The sequence below is a fragment of the Afipia sp. OHSU_II-C1 genome (assembly GCF_000497575.1).
GTDB lineage: Bacteria > Pseudomonadota > Alphaproteobacteria > Rhizobiales > Xanthobacteraceae > Afipia.
Genome location: NZ_APJI01000006.1, coordinates 37,998 through 58,083 on the forward strand (window position 1 = coordinate 37,998; position 20,086 = coordinate 58,083).

A 20,086-nucleotide genomic window follows, 5' to 3' on the forward strand; every position below is an offset into this window, starting at 1 on the left:
CAGAAGTTGATAGGCCACTAAGCGGCAAAGAATTTTTCGCGCGATCCGAAAGCCCTCGCTGAGGCGGATCGCGCAAGGAGGATCGATGGAATTTATTGCGCTCGTTCTTGCCATCATCGCGATCGGCATTGCCCGCAACGTGACCATGCGCTCGAAAGAAATGGAGGCGCGGCTGTCCCTGCTCGAAGCCTCGCTCGCGGGCGGCGCGCGTCCATCGACAATCAGAACGGATGCGCCGATCGCTCCGCCGATCGTGCCCGAAACGGCAACGCCTGAATCAGCCGAACGGGCCGCGTCGACTCCGCCGCCGCTGCCGCCAGCCGGATCGCGCTATCGGGAGACGGTGGACGGCGACATTCCTGAAACACCCGCTGAACCTGCCGCACAGGCTGGCCCCGGCTTCGAGGAGCGCATCGGCACCCGCTGGGTGGTCTGGGTCGGCGGACTGACGCTCGCGCTCGGCGGCGTCTTCCTGGTCAAGTATTCCATCGAAGCCGGACTGCTCGGCCCCGAGGTGCGTGTGCTGCTCGGCGGCCTGTTCGCGCTCGGCCTGCTCGCCGTCGGTGAGTTCGCACGGCGCAAGGAGAGCCTGTCGTCGATCGCACCGCTGCCGATTGCCAACATCCCGGCGATCCTGACCGCAGCCGGAACGGCGGTCGCATTCGCCACCGTTTATGCATCCTACGCGCTCTACGGTTTTCTCGCACCTCCTGTCGCCTTCGTCCTGCTCGGCGCGGTCGCGCTCGGCACCCTCGCCGCCGCGCTCTTGCACGGCCCGGCGCTTGCTGGCCTCGGCGTTGTCGGCGCGTTCGTGACGCCGGTGCTGGTGGCGTCGGACAAGACGGACTACTGGGCGCTCTATATCTATATCTCCATCGTCACTGCAGCCGCCTTCGGCCTTGCACGCATTCGCCTGTGGCGCTGGCTGGCCGTCACCACGATTGTTTTCGGCGCGCTCTGGATGCTGTTCGACATCGCACGTGCCAATACGCTTGGCCCGCATGCGTTCGATATGATTGTGAGCTTCGCACTGGCCGCGGTGCTGGTGGTCGCAGGATTCATGTTCGGCCCGTCGGCGGATCAAGGCCAGGTCGAGCCTGTATCGTCGATATCGCTCGCGGTGTTCCTGTTCGGCGCCACGGCGCTGGTGCTCGGCCACAATCACGCCGATGCGGCGATGATCGTGTTCGCGCTGCTGGTCGCGGCGACTTTCGCGATTGCATGGCGGGCGGAGAGCGCGACCGGCACGATCGGCGCCGCCGCGCTGTTCGTCTTCGCGGTGTTTGCCGAATGGGCGATCCGCGCCAATCCAGAACTCACCGTAATGCCCGGCGGCGCAATGCCCGGCATCGGCACGCGCGCCGACGAAGGCTCGATCAGCATGCATCTCATCGCGGCGGCGGGTTTCGGCGCAGCGTTTGGCGCAGCGGGTTTCCTGGCGCAGGGCCGCTCCGTCAGCGCGATCATTCCGGTGATCTGGGCGGCGGCCGGCGTGTTCACACCGCTGGCACTGCTGGTCGCTCTTTACGCGCGCATCGCGCATCTGGATCGGTCGATCCCGTTCGCGATCATCGCCATTGCAGTCGCCGGCGCATTCGCCGCGGCGACCGAACTCCTGACCAAGCGCGATACGCGTCCCGGCCAGATGATTGCAACCGCCCTGTTCGCCACCGGCACGCTGGCAGCGCTGGCGCTGGCGTTTACGTTCGCGCTGGAAAAAGGCTGGCTCACCATCGCGCTCGCGCTGATGTCGCTCGGCACCGCATGGATCTCCATGAAGCGGCCGATTCCGTTCCTGCGCTCGCTTGCCGCGATCCTCGCCGGCATCGTGGTGCTGCGGACCGGCCACGATCCACGCATCGTGGGCAATGACCTCGGCACCACGCCGATCTTCAACTGGCTGCTGCTTGGCTATGGCATTCCGGCGGCCTCATTCTGGCTCGGCTCTTACTTCCTGCGCCGCCGCGGCGACGATGGCCCGCTGCGCAGCCTAGAAGCCGCCGCGATCCTGTTCACGGTGCTGCTCGCCTTCACCGAAATCCGCCACTATATCAACAACGGCAACATCTACAGCCGGTCGTCGGATCTGATCGAGATCGGCCTGCAGGTCTGCGTCGCACTGGCGATGGCGATCGGACTGGAGCGGCTGCGCATCCGCACTGGCAGCGTCATCCACAACGCGGGCGCGCTGCTGCTGACATGGTTCGCGGGCCTCGCAATTCTGTTCGGATTGTTCTTCATCGCGAACCCGGCGATCTGGAAGATCGAGATCGCAGGCACGTTCATCAATCCGCTGATCCTCGGCTACGCGCTTCCGGCGATCCTCGCGCTGCTGCTGTCCTATGCCGTGGCCGGACGCCGCGCGGCGGCCTATACCAACACCATCGCGGCCGGTTCGCTCGTTCTTGCCCTGGCCTGGATCACGCTGGAGATCCGCCGCCTCTATCACGGGCCGTTCCTGGACAGCTTCCGCACCTTCGACGCCGAGCAGTACACCTATTCGGTGGCGTGGCTGGTGTTCGGCGTGGTGCTGCTGGGCATTGGCCTGCTGCTGCCGTCGCAGCGCGCGCGCCTTGCGTCGGCTGTCATGATCGGCGTCACCGTGCTCAAGGTGTTCCTGATCGACATGTCGAACCTGACCGGCGCCTACCGCGCGTTCTCGTTCATCGGTCTCGGCCTTGTTCTGGTCGCGATCGGGTGGCTGTACCAGCGTATCCTGTTCAGGCAGACGCGGCCGCCTGCGCAGGAGCCGGCTGCCGGTGCCTGACCATGCTCTTTGCGGTTTAGAGAGCCAAGGCTTAGATAGAAGGTATGGCAAGACCCCGTACCTTCGATCCCGATGACGTTCTGGATATCGCGCGCGACATTTTCTGGCGCAAAGGTTTCCGCGGCACATCGCTTGAAGACATCACCGCCGAGAGCGGACTGACCAAGCCCAGTCTCTACGCGGCTTTCGGGGACAAGAACGGACTGTTCCTGAAAGTGCTCGACCGCTATCACGACAGGCTGATCGTGCGGGCCGAAAAGGCGCTGGCGCAGGGACCATCCGCGCGCGAGGCGATCTCGAAATGGCTGGACAGCTTCGTGCCATCCTGTTCGGGCAGCAAGGGCACGCGGGGCTGCCTTTCGATCAATACAGCGTCGGAAGGTCTGACCGATCACACCGACGTGGTTGCGAGCATCGGCCGTTTCAACGGGCGGCTCGAACACCTGATCCAGCAGCGCCTCGAGGCCGGCCGCGCTGAATTTTCCAGAGATTTCAATCCGAAGACCGCGACATACTTCGTGATGACCGTTTATCACGGGCTGATGGCGATGGCCCGTCAGGCGCCGAGCGCGGCCAATGTCAGAGCAGCCATCCAGACTGCGATGTCGTCGCTCGCTTGACTCGCCGACTTCATTATATACTTTGAAGTACATAATGAAGTTGACAGATCGAGGAGACCATCCGTGAAAGCCATTCAGCTCCAGGCATTCGGCAACCCCGCCGAAGCCGTGAAACTCGCCGACATTCCCGATGTGGGAGATCCCGCTTCAAATGAAGTGATCGCGGCCGTCGAAGCCTCCCCGATCAACGCCACCGATCTTTTGATCATGGCGGGACGCTACGGATATCTGCCGCCGCTGCCGGCCGTCATGGGCGTCGAAGGTGTCGCGCGCGTGATTGCCGTCGGCTCGAACGTCAAGCACCTCAAGGAAGGCGACCGGACTCTCATTCCGTGGCTGCAGCCGACATGGACCGAGCGGGTCAAGCTGTCGGCGTCATGGCTGCGTCCGTTGCCGAAGGCCGATATCCAGCAGTTGTCGATGCTCGGCATCAATCCTGCGACGGCCTATTTGCTGCTGACCGATATCGTCAAGGTACCGCGCGGCGGCTGGGTGATTCAGAACGGCGCGAATTCGTCCACGGCGCGCGCGCTGATTCCGATCGCGAAATCTCTCGGCATCAAGACGGTGAACGTGGTCCGGCGGCCTGAGGTCGTCGACGAGATCAAGGCGCTCGGCGGCGACGTCGTGCTGGTCGATGGGCCGGATCTGGCAAAGCGTGTGGCAGCCGAGACCGGCAAGGCGCCGATTCCGCTGGCCATCGACATGGTCGCCGATACCTCGACCGCCAATCTCATGAACTGCCTTGCGCCGGACGGCGTGCTGGTTTTCTACAGCGCGATGAGTGGCAAGCCGTTTGTCGGCCCCGCCCAGCCGATGATCTTCAAGAACATTTCGCTGCGCGGATTCTGGCTCGGCCACTGGTTCAAGACCGCAACCGACGACAAGCTGGTGCCCATGTACGAGCATCTGGCGGGCATGATCGCTTCTGGCGCCATCACGGCACCCGTCGCCGCCACCTACAGCTTCGACAAGTTTCCGGAAGCCATCGCGAAAGCCGCGAAGTTCAGCGGCAAGATCATCCTCACACCGAACTGAAGACCATGATGCCGCGCTCAGCGCGGCATCGCTTACTCGCTGGCGGAGCGGCGCAGCTCAAGCGCCGGTTCGCTGCGAACCGAAGCCGGACGCACCTCGGCACGCGGGGTTGCATCCGCCGACTGGGTCACACCGGGCGCACGCAGCGAGCGCGGACGCGAGATCGAGCGCGCGAGGAACACGCGCGCATTGCCGTGCTTGCGGAAATCGCAATAGGCGAAGCCCATGCCCGACACGGAGCCGCGGAAGCTGACATTGTCGGTCTTGTTCAGGTTGAAGCACGGCTCGAAGGGAATGCCCTTGATCGATGCGCAGATCTGCTGGCCGCGCACCTGAAGCGTGTTGGACGGCAGCCGCATGTGACGGGTCTCGCCGGCACCGCTGAACTGCACCGCGCCTGCCGCCGCGCCGTCATTGGTGATCTTGCCGACGCCCTTGGTGCCGTCGAAGCAGGTGAAGGCGAACATCTTGTTCGCCACGAACTTGCGCGCTTCGTCCGCGTTCAGGGTTTCAGCGAACACCGGCGCTGCAACCGAACCGGCAAGCAGGGCTCCAAGAACGATGCGCACGAGCATGCGGACTACTCCAACTGACTGAACTGCGGATCATGAAAACCCACCGGGCCGAGCGCCCGGCGGTTTACCCCTTAACCCGCTGATTACCATACCAACCATGGCAACATTGGAGCACCATGGTTTGTAAAGTCTGAACATCCTCAGGAAATTCTCACCACCGTTCGGCCGCGAAGCTGGCCGGCGAGAATTTTCGGGCCAGCGTCGAAGACATCGGCAAGACCGATTTCCTTAGTCATTTCAGCAAGTTTGGCATGATCGAGGTCCTTCGCCAGGCGCTCCCAGGCAGCCTTGCGCGGGCCAATCGGACACATCACGGAATCGATGCCCAAAAGGCACACCCCGCGCAAAATGAATGGAGCGACCGACGACGGCAGATCCATACCGCCGGCAAGACCGCATGCGGCGATGGCGCCGCCGTACTTCGTCATCGAGAGCAGATTCGCCAGCGTGGTCGATCCGACGCTGTCGATGCCGCCGGCCCAGCGCTCCTTGCCGAGCGGCTTGCCCGGTGCCGACAACTCGTTGCGGTCGATGATCTCGGTTGCGCCAAGGCCGCGCAGGTAGTCATGCTCGGCAGCGCGTCCGGTCGATGCGATGACCTGGAAGCCGAGCTTGGAGAGCAGCGCCACCGCGACCGATCCGACGCCACCGGCTGCGCCGGTGACGATCACCGGGCCGTCCTTCGGTGTGAGGCCGTGCTTCTCCAGCGCCAGCACCGACAGCATCGCGGTGAAGCCCGCGGTGCCGATCGCCATCGCTTCGCGCGTGGTCATGCCGTCCGGCAAACGCACCAGCCAGTCACCCTTGACCCGCGCCTTCTCGGCGTAGGCGCCGAGATGAGTTTCACCGAGACCCCAGCCCGTCGAGACGACCTTGTCGCCGGCCTTCCAGCCCGCATGCGATGACGCCAGAACCGTGCCCGCGAAATCGACACCGGCGATCATCGGAAAGCGGCGCACCACCGGCGACTTGCCGGTGATCGCGAGTCCGTCCTTGTAGTTCACGGTGGACCATTCGACCGCGACGGTGACGTCGCCGTCCATCAGTTCCGCCTCGTCGAACTGCGTCAGCGCCGCCGTGGTGCCCTTTTCAGCCTTGTCGATTCTGACTGCCTTGAACGTTGCCAACTTTTCTCTCCGTCTTTTCTTGTGCGGTTGAAATCCGGCCCCCTGATTGGCGGCTCCGGTCCGCTTTGCCAAGCCCCTTCCGGCGTGATCCGCGAGAAGCGGGAAGCGGTTTTCGGCGAAGATCGTGCCCGCAGCGAAAATAAGTCCGCAGCCACCGTCACATCGCTGAGCGGCCCGCGGACGCATTCCCGCCATGCGGGAATTTTTCGGCATGCCTCTGGCGAGGCTCCGGATGACCTGCTATATTAGTTTTGCTCGATATGAGAATAAGTAACGATCTCGCGAGCGAAGGAACGCCGGCAGATTCAGTCCGTCGTCCTTCAAAGGAGCCCGAGTTTGGAACGCCGGCCCAAAAGGCCGGATTTCTCAAGGCCCTAATATGCTCAAAATGAGTATATTAGGCGATACAAGGAGGCTGCAATGCCGATCTCAGGAATTTACGGTCCCGACGATTTCGGGAATCCGGTCCACCACCAGCCGGTCGGTGTCACCCGTCCGCTCCTCACCGACGCGGACCGCGCGCGCGCATTGCCGATGCCGTCGCTGGAATGGACGCCCGAGGTCGAGCGCGCCACCGCGCATCTCTACGCCAAGGTGAAGAACGTCATTCCCGAGATCGAGTGGCCGTTCATGGCGCCTTACGTCAAGGCGATCAACGATCTGAAGAAGCAGCGCAACGCGGTGATCCTGGCGCACAACTACCAGACCGCGGAAATCTTCCACTGCGTGGCCGACATCGGCGGCGACTCGCTGCAGCTCGCGCGCGAGGCGACGAAGGTGAAGGAGAAAGTCATCGTCCAGTGCGGCGTGCACTTCATGGCCGAGACCTCCAAGATCCTGAACCCCGACAAGACCGTGCTAATTCCGGATTCGCGCGCCGGCTGCTCGCTGGCCTCAAGCATCACGAGCGCGGACGTGCGCCTGTTGCGTGAGCGCTTCCCCGGCGTGCCGGTGGTGGCCTATGTCAACACGTCCGCCGACGTGAAGGCGGAGGTCGACATCTGCTGCACGTCGTCCAACGCCGTGCAGGTGGTGGAGAGCCTCAACGCCGACACCGTGATCTTCCTGCCGGACCAGTATCTGGCGAAGTACGTCGCCTCGAAGACAACGGTGAAGATCATCGCGTGGAAGGGCGCGTGCGAAGTGCACGAGCGCTTCACCGGCGACGAACTGCGCACCTATCGCGAGGCCGACCCGTCCGTGCAGATCATCGCACACCCCGAATGCCCGCCCGATGTGATCGCCGAAGCGGACTTCACCGGTTCGACCGCGCACATGATCGACTGGGTGCGCAAGCATCAGCCGAAGCGCATCGTCATGGTCACCGAATGCTCGATGGCGGACAACGTGCAGGCCGAACTGCCGAACGTCGAGTTCGTCAAGCCGTGCAACCTGTGCCCGCACATGAAGCGCATCACGCTGCCGAAGATTCTCGACAGCCTTGTCTACATGCGTGAGGAAGTGACCATCGATCCCGCGATCATCGGCAAGGCCCGGCGCTCGGTGGAGCGCATGATCAATCTGAAGAACTGAGAGGCGTGGCTTTTGCAAACTGTTCTGCGTTCACCTCTTCCCGTTGGGGAGAGGTCGGCGCGTAGCGCCGGGTGAGGGGGTTCGGTGCTCATGACTATTTATCGAGCCCCCTCACCCCAACCCTCTCCCCCAAGGGGAGAGGGAGCACATAGTGCCGGTAGGTAGGGCAAACATGACAACATCCCCTTCTCACAATCTCTCGCAGTCTTCCGACATCATCATCGTCGGCGGCGGACTCGCGGGCCTGTTCTGCGCGCTGAAACTCGCGCCCCGCCCCGTCACCGTAATTTCCGCCGCGCCGCTCGGCGAAGGCGCGTCCAGCGCATGGGCACAGGGCGGCATCGCGGCGGCCGTTGCCGAAGGCGACAGCGCCGAAGCTCATGCCGCAGATACGATTGCGGTGGGCGGCGGCATCGTCGACGAAGACGTCGCGCTCGGACTCGCCCGCGAAGCCGGTGCGCGCATCCACGATCTTCTGCAATACGGGGTGCCATTCGACCGCGACCTCGAGGGCAGGCTCGCGGTCGGCCGCGAAGCCGCGCACTCGGCACGCCGCATCGTTCACGTCCAGGGCGATCGCGCCGGCAAGGCCATCATCGCGGCGCTGATCGACGCCGTGCGCAAGACGCCGTCGATCCGCGTGATCGAGGGTTACACTGCCGAAGCGCTGCTGACCGGGGGCGATGCGGTCACCGGATTGCAGATGCGCAAGGCGGGCGATACGGCAGCCGCGCCGGTGATGGTGCCCTTACGCGCCATCGTGCTGGCCACCGGCGGCATCGGACATCTGTATGCGGTGACAACGAATCCGGCCGAAGCCTGCGGATCGGGTCTGGCAATTGCCGCGCGCGCCGGCGCAATCATTGCCGATCCGGAATTCGTGCAGTTTCATCCCACGGCGCTCAATGTCGGCCGCGATCCCGCGCCGCTGGCGACCGAAGCGCTGCGCGGCGAAGGCGCTACACTGGTCAACGGCAAGGGCGAGCGCTTCATGCTGGCGCGCGATCCGCTGGCAGAACTTGCACCGCGCGACATTGTCGCGCGCGGGGTGTTCGCGGAAATCGCGGCCGGACGCGGCGCATTTCTGGATGCAACAAAAGCGCTCGGCGCGAGCTTCGCGACAAAATTCCCGACGGTGTATGCAAGCTGCATCGCGGCAGGCATCGATCCGGCGAAGCAACCCATCCCGATTGCGCCCGCTGCGCACTATCACATGGGCGGCATCGCGGTCGATCATCACGGCCGCACCTCGCTGAAAGGGCTCTGGGCCGGCGGCGAAGTCTCATCCACCGGCGCGCATGGCGCCAACCGCCTCGCCTCCAATTCGCTGCTGGAAGCCGTGGTCTATGCTGCGCGCATTGCCGACGACATCAACGGCAATCCCCTCGCCGCGGCAGGGAGTCCGCGCGACGGGATGATCTCGCGCAACAGTGCGATGCCGCCGCTCCGCGAGGCCAATCTGCGGGAAATGATGAGCTCGCATGTCGGCGTGGTCCGCGACGGCGACCGGATGATGGACGCAATCCAGACATTCGCAGTGATCGAGCAGACCACCGGCAACATCGCGCTGCGCAACATGGCGACCACCGCGCTGATCGTGGCGGCCTCCGCCTGGTCACGGCGAGAAAGCCGCGGCGCGCATTTCCGGTCCGATTGTCCGGCGGAAGATCCGGCGCAGCGGCATCGCACGATGACGACACTCGATGAGGCGCGTAATATCGCGGCATCGATGACCGAGGCCGCGCCTCGCAAACGCACTTCGACTGGAGCCTGACCCTTGAGTATCAGCGACGTCCTCAATCCCGCCGCCCTGATGCATCCGGACGCATTCCTGTCGCCGCTGACCATCGACGATGCGATCGCGCGCGCGCTTGCCGAGGATCTCGGCCGCGCCGGCGATGTCACATCGGTTGCGACCATCCCGCCCGCGGTTCATGCCCATGCGGTTCTTGTCGCGCGGCAGGCTGGTGTGATCGCGGGGCTGCCGCTGGCCGTGGCGGTGTTTCAGCGCCTGTCGCCCAACATCAACATTCAGGCTCATGTGCGGGACGGCAACGCCGTCGCCAAGGGCGTCAACGTGCTGACGATCTCGGGCCCGGCGCGCGCCGTGCTCGCAGGAGAGCGCACCGCGCTGAATTTTGTCGGGCGCCTGTCCGGTGTCGCGACACTTACATCGGATTACATCCGCCATGCCGGCGTGACCAAAATGCGGGTCTGCGACACCCGCAAGACCACGCCGGGACTGCGTGCGCTGGAAAAATATGCCGTGCGCTGCGGCGGCGGTTTCAACCACCGCTTCGGTCTCGACGACGCCGTTCTGATCAAGGACAACCACATCGCGGTGGCGGGCGGCGTCAAAGCCGTGCTGGAGCGCGCACGCGCGCATGTCGGTCATCTGGTCAAGATCGAGATTGAGGTCGATACGCTCGATCAGTTGCGCGAGGTGCTGGCGACCGGCCTTGCAGACGTGGTGATGCTCGACAACATGGACATCCCGACCCTGCGCGAGGCGGTCGCGATCACCGATAGACGCGTGGTGCTGGAAGTGTCCGGCGGCGTGACGCTGGCGTCGATCGGCGAGATCGCCAAGACCGGCGTGGATTATGTGTCAGCCGGCGCGCTGACGCATTCGGCGCCGAACTTCGATGTCGCGCTGGATATTGATGCGTAGGATTCTTCTTATCCCTCCCCCTTGTGGGGAGGGTGGCGCGTTGGGAGCGAAGCGAACAATGCGTCGGGTGGGGAAAGCTCCCACCGCGTGCGATGACCCCCCACCCCGGCCTCCGCTTCGCTCGGCCGACCCTCCCCGCAAGGGGGAGGGAAAAATGCAGACGTCGATGTGTTGACTACTACTTCCCGCTCGACATCTCAGCCGAACTCTTGGCCGCTTCGGCCAGCTTGGCGGAGATCGCCGCGGTCTCCGCAGCGGTGCCCCAGGTCGGCGCATCCTTGCCGTCGCCCCAGGCGCGCGGACGATAGAAGGTATGTACGCCGTACTTGTACATCTTCTTCATCTCGTTGACCCATGACGGGCGCACCCAGTAGGCGTGATAGTGCGTGGACTTGCCGACTTCCGGCAGCCACAGCCGCCCGTCGAGGCTTTCGCGAGCGATTTTCTTCGCGCGCTCCCACATATCCGGCTCCTTCACCACATCGCGGATGCCGTCGCAGGCGAAGGTGAACTGGCAGGACAGATGGCGGTGCGAATTCTGGTACACGACGCCGCACACCGTGCTCGGATAGTAGCCGGAGAACGCGCGGTTCAGCACCACCTGCGCCACCGCGATCTGCCCGCGCACCGCTTCGCCGCGCGCTTCGAAGTAGATCGCATCGGTCAGGCACTTTTCGGACTTCGCGCGCGACTTGGCGTCGAGGCCGAGGCGTTCCGCCGGTGTCCGCGGCCGCTGGTTCTCGCCGGTGACTTCGCCCTTGCTGGCGACGCTTTCGCCGCCGGTTGACGGAGCTGAAGACTGGTTCGGCGCCGCCGCCGGCATTTTCATGTCCGGATCGATTCCCGGAATCACGATCACCGGTTCTTCGCCGGGCTGCCAGCGTTCAAGCGATCCGCTGGTCACGCCGAGCGAGGAATTGCCGAAGAACAGGGTCGCGGTCTGGAACGAGAAGCCGTCGCGGTTGAGTTCCGGCTCGGCCGCAGCGCTCTCTTCGCTGCCCGATGAAGGAGCACCGGCGTTCAATGGATGATCGGCCGGGATGTTTTGCAGCGAGACGGATGATTCATACTGCGGCAGGCGCGGCGCATTCAGCGCGGCTTCAAGCTCGGCATCGAGCGGCGCCGATGCATTCACCGCCGGAGTATCGGCCTCTGCGGTTTTCGCGCCGCGCACCGACGCATTCGAATTCGGCTGATCCTGCTCGGGCTGCGGCGCGGCAACAGGTGCGGCCACTTCAGGAACGTAAAGCGGAAGCCGGTCGCCCTTCGACGAGCGCACGACTTTCGGGAAATCCGACTTTTGCAGCGGACGCAGCACCGGCCCAAGCGGATCGCGGCTGACGGAGCCGGTGAAATCCACGCCCGTGCTGTCGAGGCTGGCCAGACGATAGGTGGCTGTTTCGCGGGTATTGGTGCCGATCGGGCGGGGCAGATTGAACGAGGCGACCTGCAACATGCGGCGCGACGATGCGAAGATGTATTCCTGCCAGCGCTCGGCGACGCCGGGCTGGCGCGCCAGCAGTGACGCGAGATCCTGATAGCCGATTTCGGTCGGGCTCACTGTCAGGAGACAGAGAACAAAGCCGAAGGGCGCGAACCGCGCGCCCTTCGACCCGTTACGCAACACAGACATCGATACGCTCACGCAACTAACGCTTATACACACGCAACCGAACCGCACGTTCAGTGCAATTCGATCAATTTCGTTGGTATCGAATTAAAGTTGCCGGGGGGTTAATCGCCGCGTCCCGCGCGCCACACGCAAGCGCGTGCCTGAAAACGCGCGATCACATCGAAAGCCTTGGTAAACAGCGTCTCCAGCAAGGTGGTAAAGATCGCGTCAACAAAATGAGTGAACGCAAATTGACGCGGCTCCGCGGGACAGCCAAGACTCGCATCGATGGCGCCGCACCCACAATGTCGTCCCCGCGAAAGCGGGGACCCATAACCACCAAAGGTCGTGGTCATCAAAGAAAGAGCGACACGAACATCACACGTGGGGTCGAAGACTCAGGGAGTATCGGTTCCCGCTTTCGCGGGGACGACACTCGTTATGGAGTCACTCAATCCGTGATCGCCAGCGAACTCACGCCTGGCTGGCGACGGCTTTGCCGAGAGCAGCCTGTGCCGCGGCGAGACGCGCAATCGGCACGCGATACGGCGAACACGACACGTAATCGAGGCCGGTCTCGTGACAGAATGCGACCGATGCGGGATCGCCGCCGTGCTCGCCGCAGATGCCCATCTTGAGTCCGGGCCGCGTCTTGCGGCCGCGCTGCACGCCGATCTTCACCAGTTCGCCGACGCCGTCGCGATCGACCGAGATGAACGGATCGATCTCGAGGATGCCGCGCGCGACATAGGTGCCGAGGAAGCTCGCGGCGTCGTCGCGGCTGATGCCGTAGGTGGTCTGCGTGAGATCGTTGGTGCCGAACGAGAAGAATTCGGCGGTCTTCGCGATCTCGCCCGCGAGCAGGCAAGCGCGCGGCAGTTCGATCATGGTGCCGGTCTGATAGCTGAGCTTCACGCCGGTTTCTTTCGTCACCGCCTGCGCGGTGGCGTCGATGCGCGCCTTGGTGATGTCGAACTCGGCACGGGTCGCGATCAGCGGCACCATCACCTCAAGACCGACCGGCTTGCCGGTGCGCTTGCCGGCCTCAACCGCGGCCTCGAAAATGGCGCGCGCCTGCATCTCGGCGATTTCCGGATAGGCGATCGCCAGACGGCAGCCGCGGAAACCAAGCATCGGGTTGAACTCGGCCAGTTCACGCGCGCGGTCCGCGATCTTGCGGGCGTCGGTGTTCATGGCGCGGGCGACTTCCTCGATCTCGCTCTGCGAATGCGGCAGGAACTCGTGCAGCGGCGGATCGAGCAGGCGGATGGTGACCGGTAGGCCCTTCATGATCTCGAACAGATCGACGAAGTCGGCGCGCTGCATCGGCAGCAGCTTCGCCAGCGCCGCGCGGCGCGAGCCTTCGTCCTCCGCGAGGATCATCTCGCGCACCGTGCGGATGCGCGTCTCCTCGAAGAACATGTGCTCGGTGCGGCAAAGCCCGATGCCTTCGGTACCGAACTTCAGCGCGGTGCGCGCGTCGGCCGGCGTGTCGGCATTGGTGCGGACCTTGAGCTTGCGGACCTGATCCGCCCAGCCCATCAGCGTGGTGAAGTCGCCGGACAGTTCCGGCTCGATCATCGGCATGCGGCCGGCCAGCACCTGGCCCATCGAACCATCGATGGTGATGACATCGCCTGCCTTGAAGGTGCGGTTGCCGACGGTCATCAGCCCGCGGCCGTAATCGACGCGCACGGTGCCGCAGCCCGACACGCAGGGCTTGCCCATGCCGCGCGCGACCACCGCCGCGTGGGAGGTCATGCCGCCGCGCGTGGTGAGGATGCCCTCGGCCGCGTGCATGCCGTGAATGTCTTCCGGCGAGGTTTCGACACGAACCAGAATGACCTTGCGGCCATCGGCCTGAAGCTTGGCGGCCTCATCGGACGAGAACACGATTTCGCCTGCGGCGGCGCCGGGTGACGCCGGCAAACCGGTGGCGATGACGTCGCGCTTGGCGACCGGATCGATGGTCGGATGCAGCAACTGATCCAGCGAGGCCGGATCGATCCGGGTGATCGCGTCCTTCTTGGTGATCAGGCCTTCTGTGGCGAGATCGACCGCGATGCGCAGCGCGGCCTTCGCGGTGCGCTTGCCGTTGCGGGTCTGGAGCATCCACAGCTTGCCCTGCTCCACCGTGAATTCCATGTCCTGCATGTCGCGGTAGTGCTTCTCGAGCAGCGTGTAGATCCGCGTCAGCTCCTTGAACGCGTCCGGCATCGCGACTTCCATCGACGCCTTGTCGGAGCCGGATTCCTTGCGCGCGTATTCGGTGATGTCCTGCGGCGTGCGGATGCCCGCCACCACGTCTTCACCCTGCGCGTTGATGAGGAATTCGCCATACAGCCGCTTCTCGCCGGTGGACGGATTGCGCGTGAACGCCACGCCGGTCGCCGAGGTGTCGCCCATGTTGCCGAACACCATCGATTGGATGTTGACGGCGGTGCCCCATGACTCAGGAATGTCGTGCAGGCGGCGATAGGTCACAGCGCGCGCGTTCATCCATGACGAGAACACCGCGCCGATCGCGCCCCACAACTGCGCGTGCGGGTCCTGCGGGAAGTCCTCGCCGGTTTCACGGGCCACCGCTTCCTTGTAGCGGCCGACCAGATCGACCCAGTCGTCCGCCGTCAGTTCGGTGTCGAGCGAATAGCCCTTGCTGTCCTTGTAGGTGTCGAGAATGTCTTCGAAGTGATGATGCTCGAAGCCCAGCACAACATCCGAATACATCGTGATGAAGCGGCGATAGCTGTCGTAGGCGAAACGGCGATCGCCCGAGAGGTCAGCCAGCGCTTCGACGGTAATGTCGTTCATGCCGAGATTGAGCACGGTGTCCATCATGCCCGGCATCGAGGCGCGGCCGCCGGAGCGCACCGAGACCAGCAGCGGGTTCTTCGAGTCGCCGAACGTCTTGCCGGCAATCTTGCCGACCGTGACCAGCGCCTTCTCGACCTGCGACTTCAGATCCTTCGGGTAGGTTTTGCCGTTGGCATAGAAATACGTGCAGACCGAAGTCGGGATCGTGAAGCCGGGAGGCACCGGCAATCCGAGATTGGCCATCTCCGCGAGATTGGCGCCCTTGCCGCCGAGCAGATCGCGCATTCCGGCCTTGCCCTCGGCGCGACCGTCACCGAACGTATAGACCCACTTGCCGGCCTGAACGGTTTGCTTCGCTGCAGGCTTTGCAATCTTCTTCGCTGCGGGCGCGGGCGTCTTCGCGGCGGCTTTCACCGCGACCTTGCTCGCGGGTTTCGCGGCAGCCGGCTTCGCTTTCGCGGCCGGCTTCGACTTGGACACTGATTTCGGAGAGGACTTCGCGGCAGATTTCTTCGATGAGGCTTTGGCCATGGCTTCCAGACGCTGCATGAGTGAAACGGCAGCGGCGTTACACCACGGTTGCCCGGCGGGGCGCAAGCGGCTCCCGGCGGATATCCGCGTTTTCGATCACGGACGGTTACAGATTGTTACAGGAACGGGCAAATGGTTAGGTTTTGCGTCCACCCTGTAACAATCTGAAATATTCCGTTACTTAATGATACCCAATCCGATGATCCCGACCAGGATCAGATAGATCGCAACGATGAAATTCAGCAGCCGCGGCATGACGAGAATCAGCACACCCGCGATGAGAGCGACGATGGGCTGAATGTTGGCGACGCTGATGGACATATGAATCTCCCGGCATGGATGGAAAGGACAAACGGCAGGACGAACACGAATCGAAAAAGGAATTTATCCTTGTCTCGCGCATCGCAACAGCCAACGGCTGCGACAAGCGGTGAGTTCCATAACGATTCAAACTTCCATTGCGCACAGCCGCGTCACCTCCACGAAAATGCCTTGGTGAAATCACAGTCCCGCGGGAACGATGATCGGCAAAGGCGATTGTCACCGCTGGTTGATCGGCCTGTGCCGGTTTCCGAGCGTGATTGACGTGAGCGAGCCGCTCTGCGCGATCAGGCTCCTTGTCAATTGAGGAGAAAGCCATGCGTAATCCCCTTCTGGCAGCAGCGCTGCTGGCCACCGCCACGGCGATGCCGCTCGCGGCCGAGGCCCAGCAGCGCATCATTGTCGAGGAAGGCGTGACAACCGGCCTCGCACCCGGCGTCGGCATCATCACCGAGGATGAACGTCCGCGTTTCCGTCAGTATATCGTTGAGGAGCGTGTGCCGTCATATGCGATCGAGTCGCCGGTGCGCGTCGGCACTATTCTGCCGGAAAGCGGCGTGACCTACTACGACGTGCCGCAGCAATACGGCGCGACCAGCTATCGCTACACGGTGGTGAACGATCGCCCGATCCTGGTCGAGCCGCGGACGCGGCGCGTGATGCAGGTGATCGATTAAAACCGGCTTCAGCCTCGTTTGAGCCGGAAGGGTCGTCCCCGCCGCTCCCGCTCAAACAAAACAGCCCCGCTTCGGCTTTTCGCCGGGCGGGGCTTCTTTCGTGACGCCGTTACGATCCCTGCAGGATCGACAGAATGCTGTTGGTGGATTTGTAACTCTGCAGGACGTTGTCGCGGAATGACGGGCTCCAGCCCGATGCCTGCCGCTCTTCATCGCTCATTGCGGAATAACTCTGCAGAATGCCGAGGCTCAATTGCGTGGGATCGCCGGTCTGCTGGCTCTGCTTGAGTGAGGCGAGGATGTTCGCACGGGTGCGCGAATCCAGTTCCTTCTTCGCCGCGTAGATTTCCTGGTTCGAGAACTTCTGGTCCTGATTGAGCGTGATCGCCGACAGGGATCGATTGTCGAACGACGAGAAATCCACGAGCTGACCAAACTTGCGTTTCGGGTCGTAGATCAGTTCCGTCTTGTTTTCGGCAGCCAGTTTGGCCTGCGCATCGAGCGCCGCGCGGGCATCGGTCGCGACCGTGGTGAATGTCTTGGTCGTTCCCGCCGGGGCGCCGTCAGGATATTTCGCCAGATAAGCGCCGACCGGATCGCCCGACACGCTCGGCGCGATATCCGGCTTCTGCTTCGCGGCCTCATAACCTTTCAGCACGGCGGCGCGCTGCGTCGCCCAGGTGGTTGTCGCCTTTTCCTCGGCGCTTGCCCCGTCGAGATAATCCAGCGCGGCCTTGTAGACCACGGTGTAATTTCTGGTCATCGACGTCGCCGCGGCGGCGGGCGCAAGCGCGGCATTAAAGCGGCCGGTCAGCTCCTGCGACGCGACGCTCTGCTCGTCGGCCGTGAACTTGCCGGCGCTGTTGGTGGCGATGGCGAACAGCGAGCGGCGATCCAGCGACGACAGATCGATCGTGGTTTTTCCGTCCGTGGTCAGCGGACCACTGACCTTCGCCGCCGCATAGAGCCTGTCGAGCGCCGTGCGGGCGTCGTTCGTGACCGTCGTAAAATCAGGCGTCGCCGCTTCGCTGGCCAGCTTGGCCTTGGCGGCGTCGGACAGCGTCAGATTGGTGGCCGCGTTGGGATCAAGCGGGGTGCTGTTGCCTGCATCCGCTGCATTGAGCGCATCGGCAAGCGACGGCTGCGTGGCGGCGGCGCGCGCATAGGCGGAGCCGTACTGGGCGTAAGGGTTGTAGCCGTTGATCGATGTCATGCGGGTCCCGGCCTTCGCTAACGGCTGTTAACGGAAGTTACCGGAACCTTACAGAACATGGTTAACGGGGGGTAAACGGCGAAGGCGAGAGGGGCAGCGTTTACCCACCGGGTCGTCCCCGCGAAAGCGGGGACCCATAACCACTGACCGCTCAGTTGGGCAGGTCGGTTGGACGTACTCGTTTAATGTCGCTTCGACAGGGAATATGGGTCCCGGCCTTCGCCGGGACGACCAGATCGGCGTCATTGCGAGCGAAGCGAAGACGCGCGTAAACGCGCTAATGGCTCCTCGCAATGACGATCAGAATCCCGCTCAGTCCTGGATCTTCGAGAAATCCGCCACCGCGCGCGTCGCTTCGCGAATCTCGTTCAGCAGCTTCAGACGATTCTCGCGCACCTTCGCGTCGTCGTCGTTCACCTTCACCTTGTCGAAGAAGGCATCGACCGCCGGACGCAGCTTGGCCATCGCCGTCATCGCGGACGCGAAGTCTTCCTTGGCGACGGCAGCGCCTGCCTCGGTCTTCACCTGCGCGATGGCGGCGGCGAGCGCCTTCTCCTCATCGAGCTTGTAGAGCGACGCATCCGGCGCACCGTCAAACTTGCGCTTGTCCTTCTTCTCCTCGATGGCAAGGATATTGGACGCGCGCTTGGTGCCGGCGAGCAGGTTCTTGCCGTCGTCACTGTCGAGGAATTTGCCCAGCGCCTCAACACGGCGCACGACCATCAGAAGATCATCCTGACCTTCAAGCGCGAACACCGCGTCCACCAGATCATGCCGCGCGCCCTGATCGCGAAGCTGAACTTTCAGGCGGTCGGCGAAGAAGGCGAGGAGATCAGGCACCAACTTAGGCTCGATGGCCTTCGGACGAGGATTCACCAAGTCAATATTTCCGTCCGCATCCTTCACAGAATCAAAAACAGTCGTCATTTCATAAATCTGCTCATGAATGACTTGCTGATGAGAGCTTGCAACAACGGCCAGCGGCAGCCGTATTCCATTTTCCAATAGTAAACGGATGACGCCCAAAGCCGCACGGCGCAATGCAAACGGGTCTTTCGATCCCGTCGGCTTTTCATCGATCGACCAGAAGCCCGTCAGAATGTCGAGCTTGTCCGCCAGCGCAACGGCGATGGCGACCGGATCGGTCGGCACGCGGTCGGCAGGTCCCTGCGGCTTGTAGTGATCCTCAATTGCCGCCGCGACGGACGCATCTTCGCCCTGCGCCAGCGCGTAGTATTTGCCCATCAGGCCCTGCACTTCGGGGAATTCGCCGACGACTTCAGTCAGCAAATCCGCCTTCGCAAGCTGCGCGGCGCGCTTGGTCTTCGACACATCAGCGCCGACCAATGGCGCGATCTCGGCGGCGAGCCGCTCGATGCGCGCGATGCGCTCCGCCTGCGTGCCGAGCTTTTCATGGAACACGATCTGCGAAAACTTCGGCAGCCGGTCTTCGAGTTTGGTCTTCAGGTCCGTCTCGTAGAAGAACTTCGCGTCCGACAGGCGCGCGCGGATGACGCGCTCGTTGCCCGCGACGATGGCCTTGCCGCCGTCGGAGGCCTCGATGTTCGAGACGAGGATGAATTTCGGCGCAAGTCTGCTCCCCTCCCCCTTCCGGGGAGGGGTCAGGGGTGGGGGTCCGTCGCGCACCGGATCTTGTTGCTCACCCCCCTCCCCAACCCTCCCCCGCAGGGGGGGAGGGAGTGAGGGATCGCGAACAACGAAGCACTTCTGGTTATTGCGAATGGTGGCGCGGATCACTTCGCCGGGGATCGACAAAAATTCTTCGTCAAACGAGCCCATCAGCACCACCGGCCATTCGACCAGACCCGCGACTTCATCGAGCAGCACCTGATCCTCGACCAGTTCAAAGCCCTGCGCGAACGCCAGTTCCTTGGCGTCCTCGAGGATGATGTTCTTGCGGCGCTCGGGATCGAGCACGACCTTCGCGGCTTCCAGCTTCGACACATAGTCGTCGAAGCGGCGCACGGTGATTTCACCGGGCGCCATGAAACGATGTCCGCGCGTGGTTTGCCCGGCCTCGATGCCGGCGACGTCGAACTTCACGACGTCCGGCTCTTCGGTTTCCGGACCGAAGGTCGCGATGATCGAATGCAGCGGGCGCACCCAGGTCAGCGCGCCGTTTCGCGCGGAGCGTTCGCCCCAGCGCATCTGCTTGGGCCACGGGAAAGTGCGGATGATCAGCGGAATGATTTCCGCGATCACGTCGATGGCGGGACGGCCCTCTTTTTCCAGAAGCGCGATATAGAAATCGCCCTTTGGATCTCGCTGGATCTTCGCTTCATCGAGCGACTTGAGACCGGCGGCTTTCAGGAAGCCCTGCACGGCAGCGTCAGGCGCGCCAACCTTCGGGCCCTTGCGCTCCTGCTTGAGGTCCGGCTGGCGCTGCGGAATGCCGTGCACGGTGAGCGCGAGACGTCGCGGCGTCACGAATGCCTTTGCGCCTTCATAGACGAGGCCTTCGGCGACCAGCTTGTCGGTCACCATCTTGCGCAGGTCATCCGCCGCCTTCGCCTGCATGCGCGCGGGAATTTCTTCGGAGAACAGTTCGAGGAGAAGATCGGGCATC

The 20,086-nt window shown here is 63.4% G+C and carries 14 protein-coding genes; 7 read left to right on the plus strand and 7 right to left on the minus strand.

Annotation, left to right across the window (positions count from 1 at the left end; all coding sequences use genetic code 11):
* The first annotated feature begins 85 nt into the window (after positions 1-85).
* The 3 genes from I554_RS0105360 to I554_RS0105370 all read left to right on the plus strand — a co-directional run bounded on the left by I554_RS0105360 (position 86) and on the right by I554_RS0105370 (position 4,425).
* Positions 86-2,767, plus strand: coding sequence for a DUF2339 domain-containing protein (locus I554_RS0105360; protein WP_024576067.1), 2,682 nt, complete (start codon positions 86-88; stop codon positions 2,765-2,767).
* A 44-nt stretch (positions 2,768-2,811) separates the two neighbouring features.
* Entirely contained in the window at positions 2,812-3,387 is a 576-nt protein-coding gene (locus I554_RS0105365) for a TetR/AcrR family transcriptional regulator (RefSeq protein ID WP_024576066.1), read from the plus strand.
* 63 nt (positions 3,388-3,450) lie between these two features.
* On the plus strand, positions 3,451-4,425 hold the full coding sequence (locus I554_RS0105370; protein WP_024576065.1) for a zinc-dependent alcohol dehydrogenase family protein: 975 nt from the start codon (positions 3,451-3,453) through the stop codon (positions 4,423-4,425).
* A 32-nt stretch (positions 4,426-4,457) separates the two neighbouring features.
* On the opposite strand, the gene I554_RS0105375 is transcribed toward I554_RS0105370, so the two are convergent.
* Together I554_RS0105375 and I554_RS0105380 are read right to left on the minus strand one after the other, a co-directional pair.
* Entirely contained in the window at positions 4,458-5,000 is a 543-nt protein-coding gene (locus tag I554_RS0105375; protein WP_024576064.1) for a hypothetical protein, read from the minus strand.
* 140 nt (positions 5,001-5,140) lie between these two features.
* Entirely contained in the window at positions 5,141-6,127 is a 987-nt protein-coding gene (locus tag I554_RS0105380) for an MDR family oxidoreductase (protein ID WP_024576063.1), read from the minus strand.
* Positions 6,128-6,547: 420 nt separating this feature from the next.
* On the opposite strand from I554_RS0105380, the gene nadA reads away from it, so the two are divergent.
* The 3 genes from nadA to nadC all read left to right on the plus strand — a co-directional run bounded on the left by nadA (position 6,548) and on the right by nadC (position 10,331).
* Positions 6,548-7,660: a quinolinate synthase NadA gene (gene nadA / locus I554_RS0105385; protein WP_024576062.1), complete on the plus strand. Its 1,113-nt coding sequence runs from the start codon at positions 6,548-6,550 to the stop codon at positions 7,658-7,660.
* A gap of 172 nt (positions 7,661-7,832) precedes the next feature.
* On the plus strand, positions 7,833-9,434 hold the full coding sequence (locus I554_RS0105390) for an L-aspartate oxidase (RefSeq protein WP_024576061.1): 1,602 nt from the start codon (positions 7,833-7,835) through the stop codon (positions 9,432-9,434).
* A 3-nt stretch (positions 9,435-9,437) separates the two neighbouring features.
* On the plus strand, positions 9,438-10,331 hold the full coding sequence (nadC, locus tag I554_RS0105395; protein WP_024576060.1) for a carboxylating nicotinate-nucleotide diphosphorylase: 894 nt from the start codon (positions 9,438-9,440) through the stop codon (positions 10,329-10,331).
* 178 nt (positions 10,332-10,509) lie between these two features.
* Here nadC and I554_RS0105400 read toward each other — a convergent pair whose 3' ends face one another.
* The 3 genes from I554_RS0105400 to I554_RS26240 all read right to left on the minus strand — a co-directional run bounded on the left by I554_RS0105400 (position 10,510) and on the right by I554_RS26240 (position 15,609).
* Positions 10,510-11,964: a cell wall hydrolase gene (locus I554_RS0105400; RefSeq protein WP_024576059.1), complete on the minus strand. Its 1,455-nt coding sequence runs from the start codon at positions 11,962-11,964 to the stop codon at positions 10,510-10,512.
* A 453-nt stretch (positions 11,965-12,417) separates the two neighbouring features.
* Positions 12,418-15,306, minus strand: a complete 2,889-nt coding sequence (gene ppdK, locus I554_RS0105410; RefSeq protein WP_024576058.1) for a pyruvate, phosphate dikinase — start codon at positions 15,304-15,306, stop codon at positions 12,418-12,420.
* 159 nt (positions 15,307-15,465) lie between these two features.
* Complete coding sequence (locus I554_RS26240) at positions 15,466-15,609, minus strand: DUF3096 domain-containing protein (protein WP_019198613.1); 144 nt, start codon at positions 15,607-15,609, stop codon at positions 15,466-15,468.
* 317 nt (positions 15,610-15,926) lie between these two features.
* Between I554_RS26240 and I554_RS0105430 the strand changes: the two genes are divergently transcribed.
* Positions 15,927-16,286: a DUF1236 domain-containing protein gene (locus tag I554_RS0105430; RefSeq protein WP_024576057.1), complete on the plus strand. Its 360-nt coding sequence runs from the start codon at positions 15,927-15,929 to the stop codon at positions 16,284-16,286.
* A gap of 109 nt (positions 16,287-16,395) precedes the next feature.
* On the opposite strand, the gene I554_RS0105435 is transcribed toward I554_RS0105430, so the two are convergent.
* Together I554_RS0105435 and glyS are read right to left on the minus strand one after the other, a co-directional pair.
* The gene (locus I554_RS0105435; protein WP_024576056.1) at positions 16,396-17,499 is read right to left on the minus strand and encodes a hypothetical protein; all 1,104 of its coding nucleotides are present in this window, start codon (positions 17,497-17,499) and stop codon (positions 16,396-16,398) included.
* Between the two features lie 312 nt (positions 17,500-17,811).
* Positions 17,812-20,085 carry a glycine--tRNA ligase subunit beta gene (gene glyS / locus I554_RS0105440; protein WP_024576055.1) on the minus strand — a complete coding sequence of 758 codons (2,274 nt, stop codon included), beginning with the start codon at positions 20,083-20,085 and terminating at the stop codon, positions 17,812-17,814.
* Position 20,086: the final 1 nt, after the last annotated feature.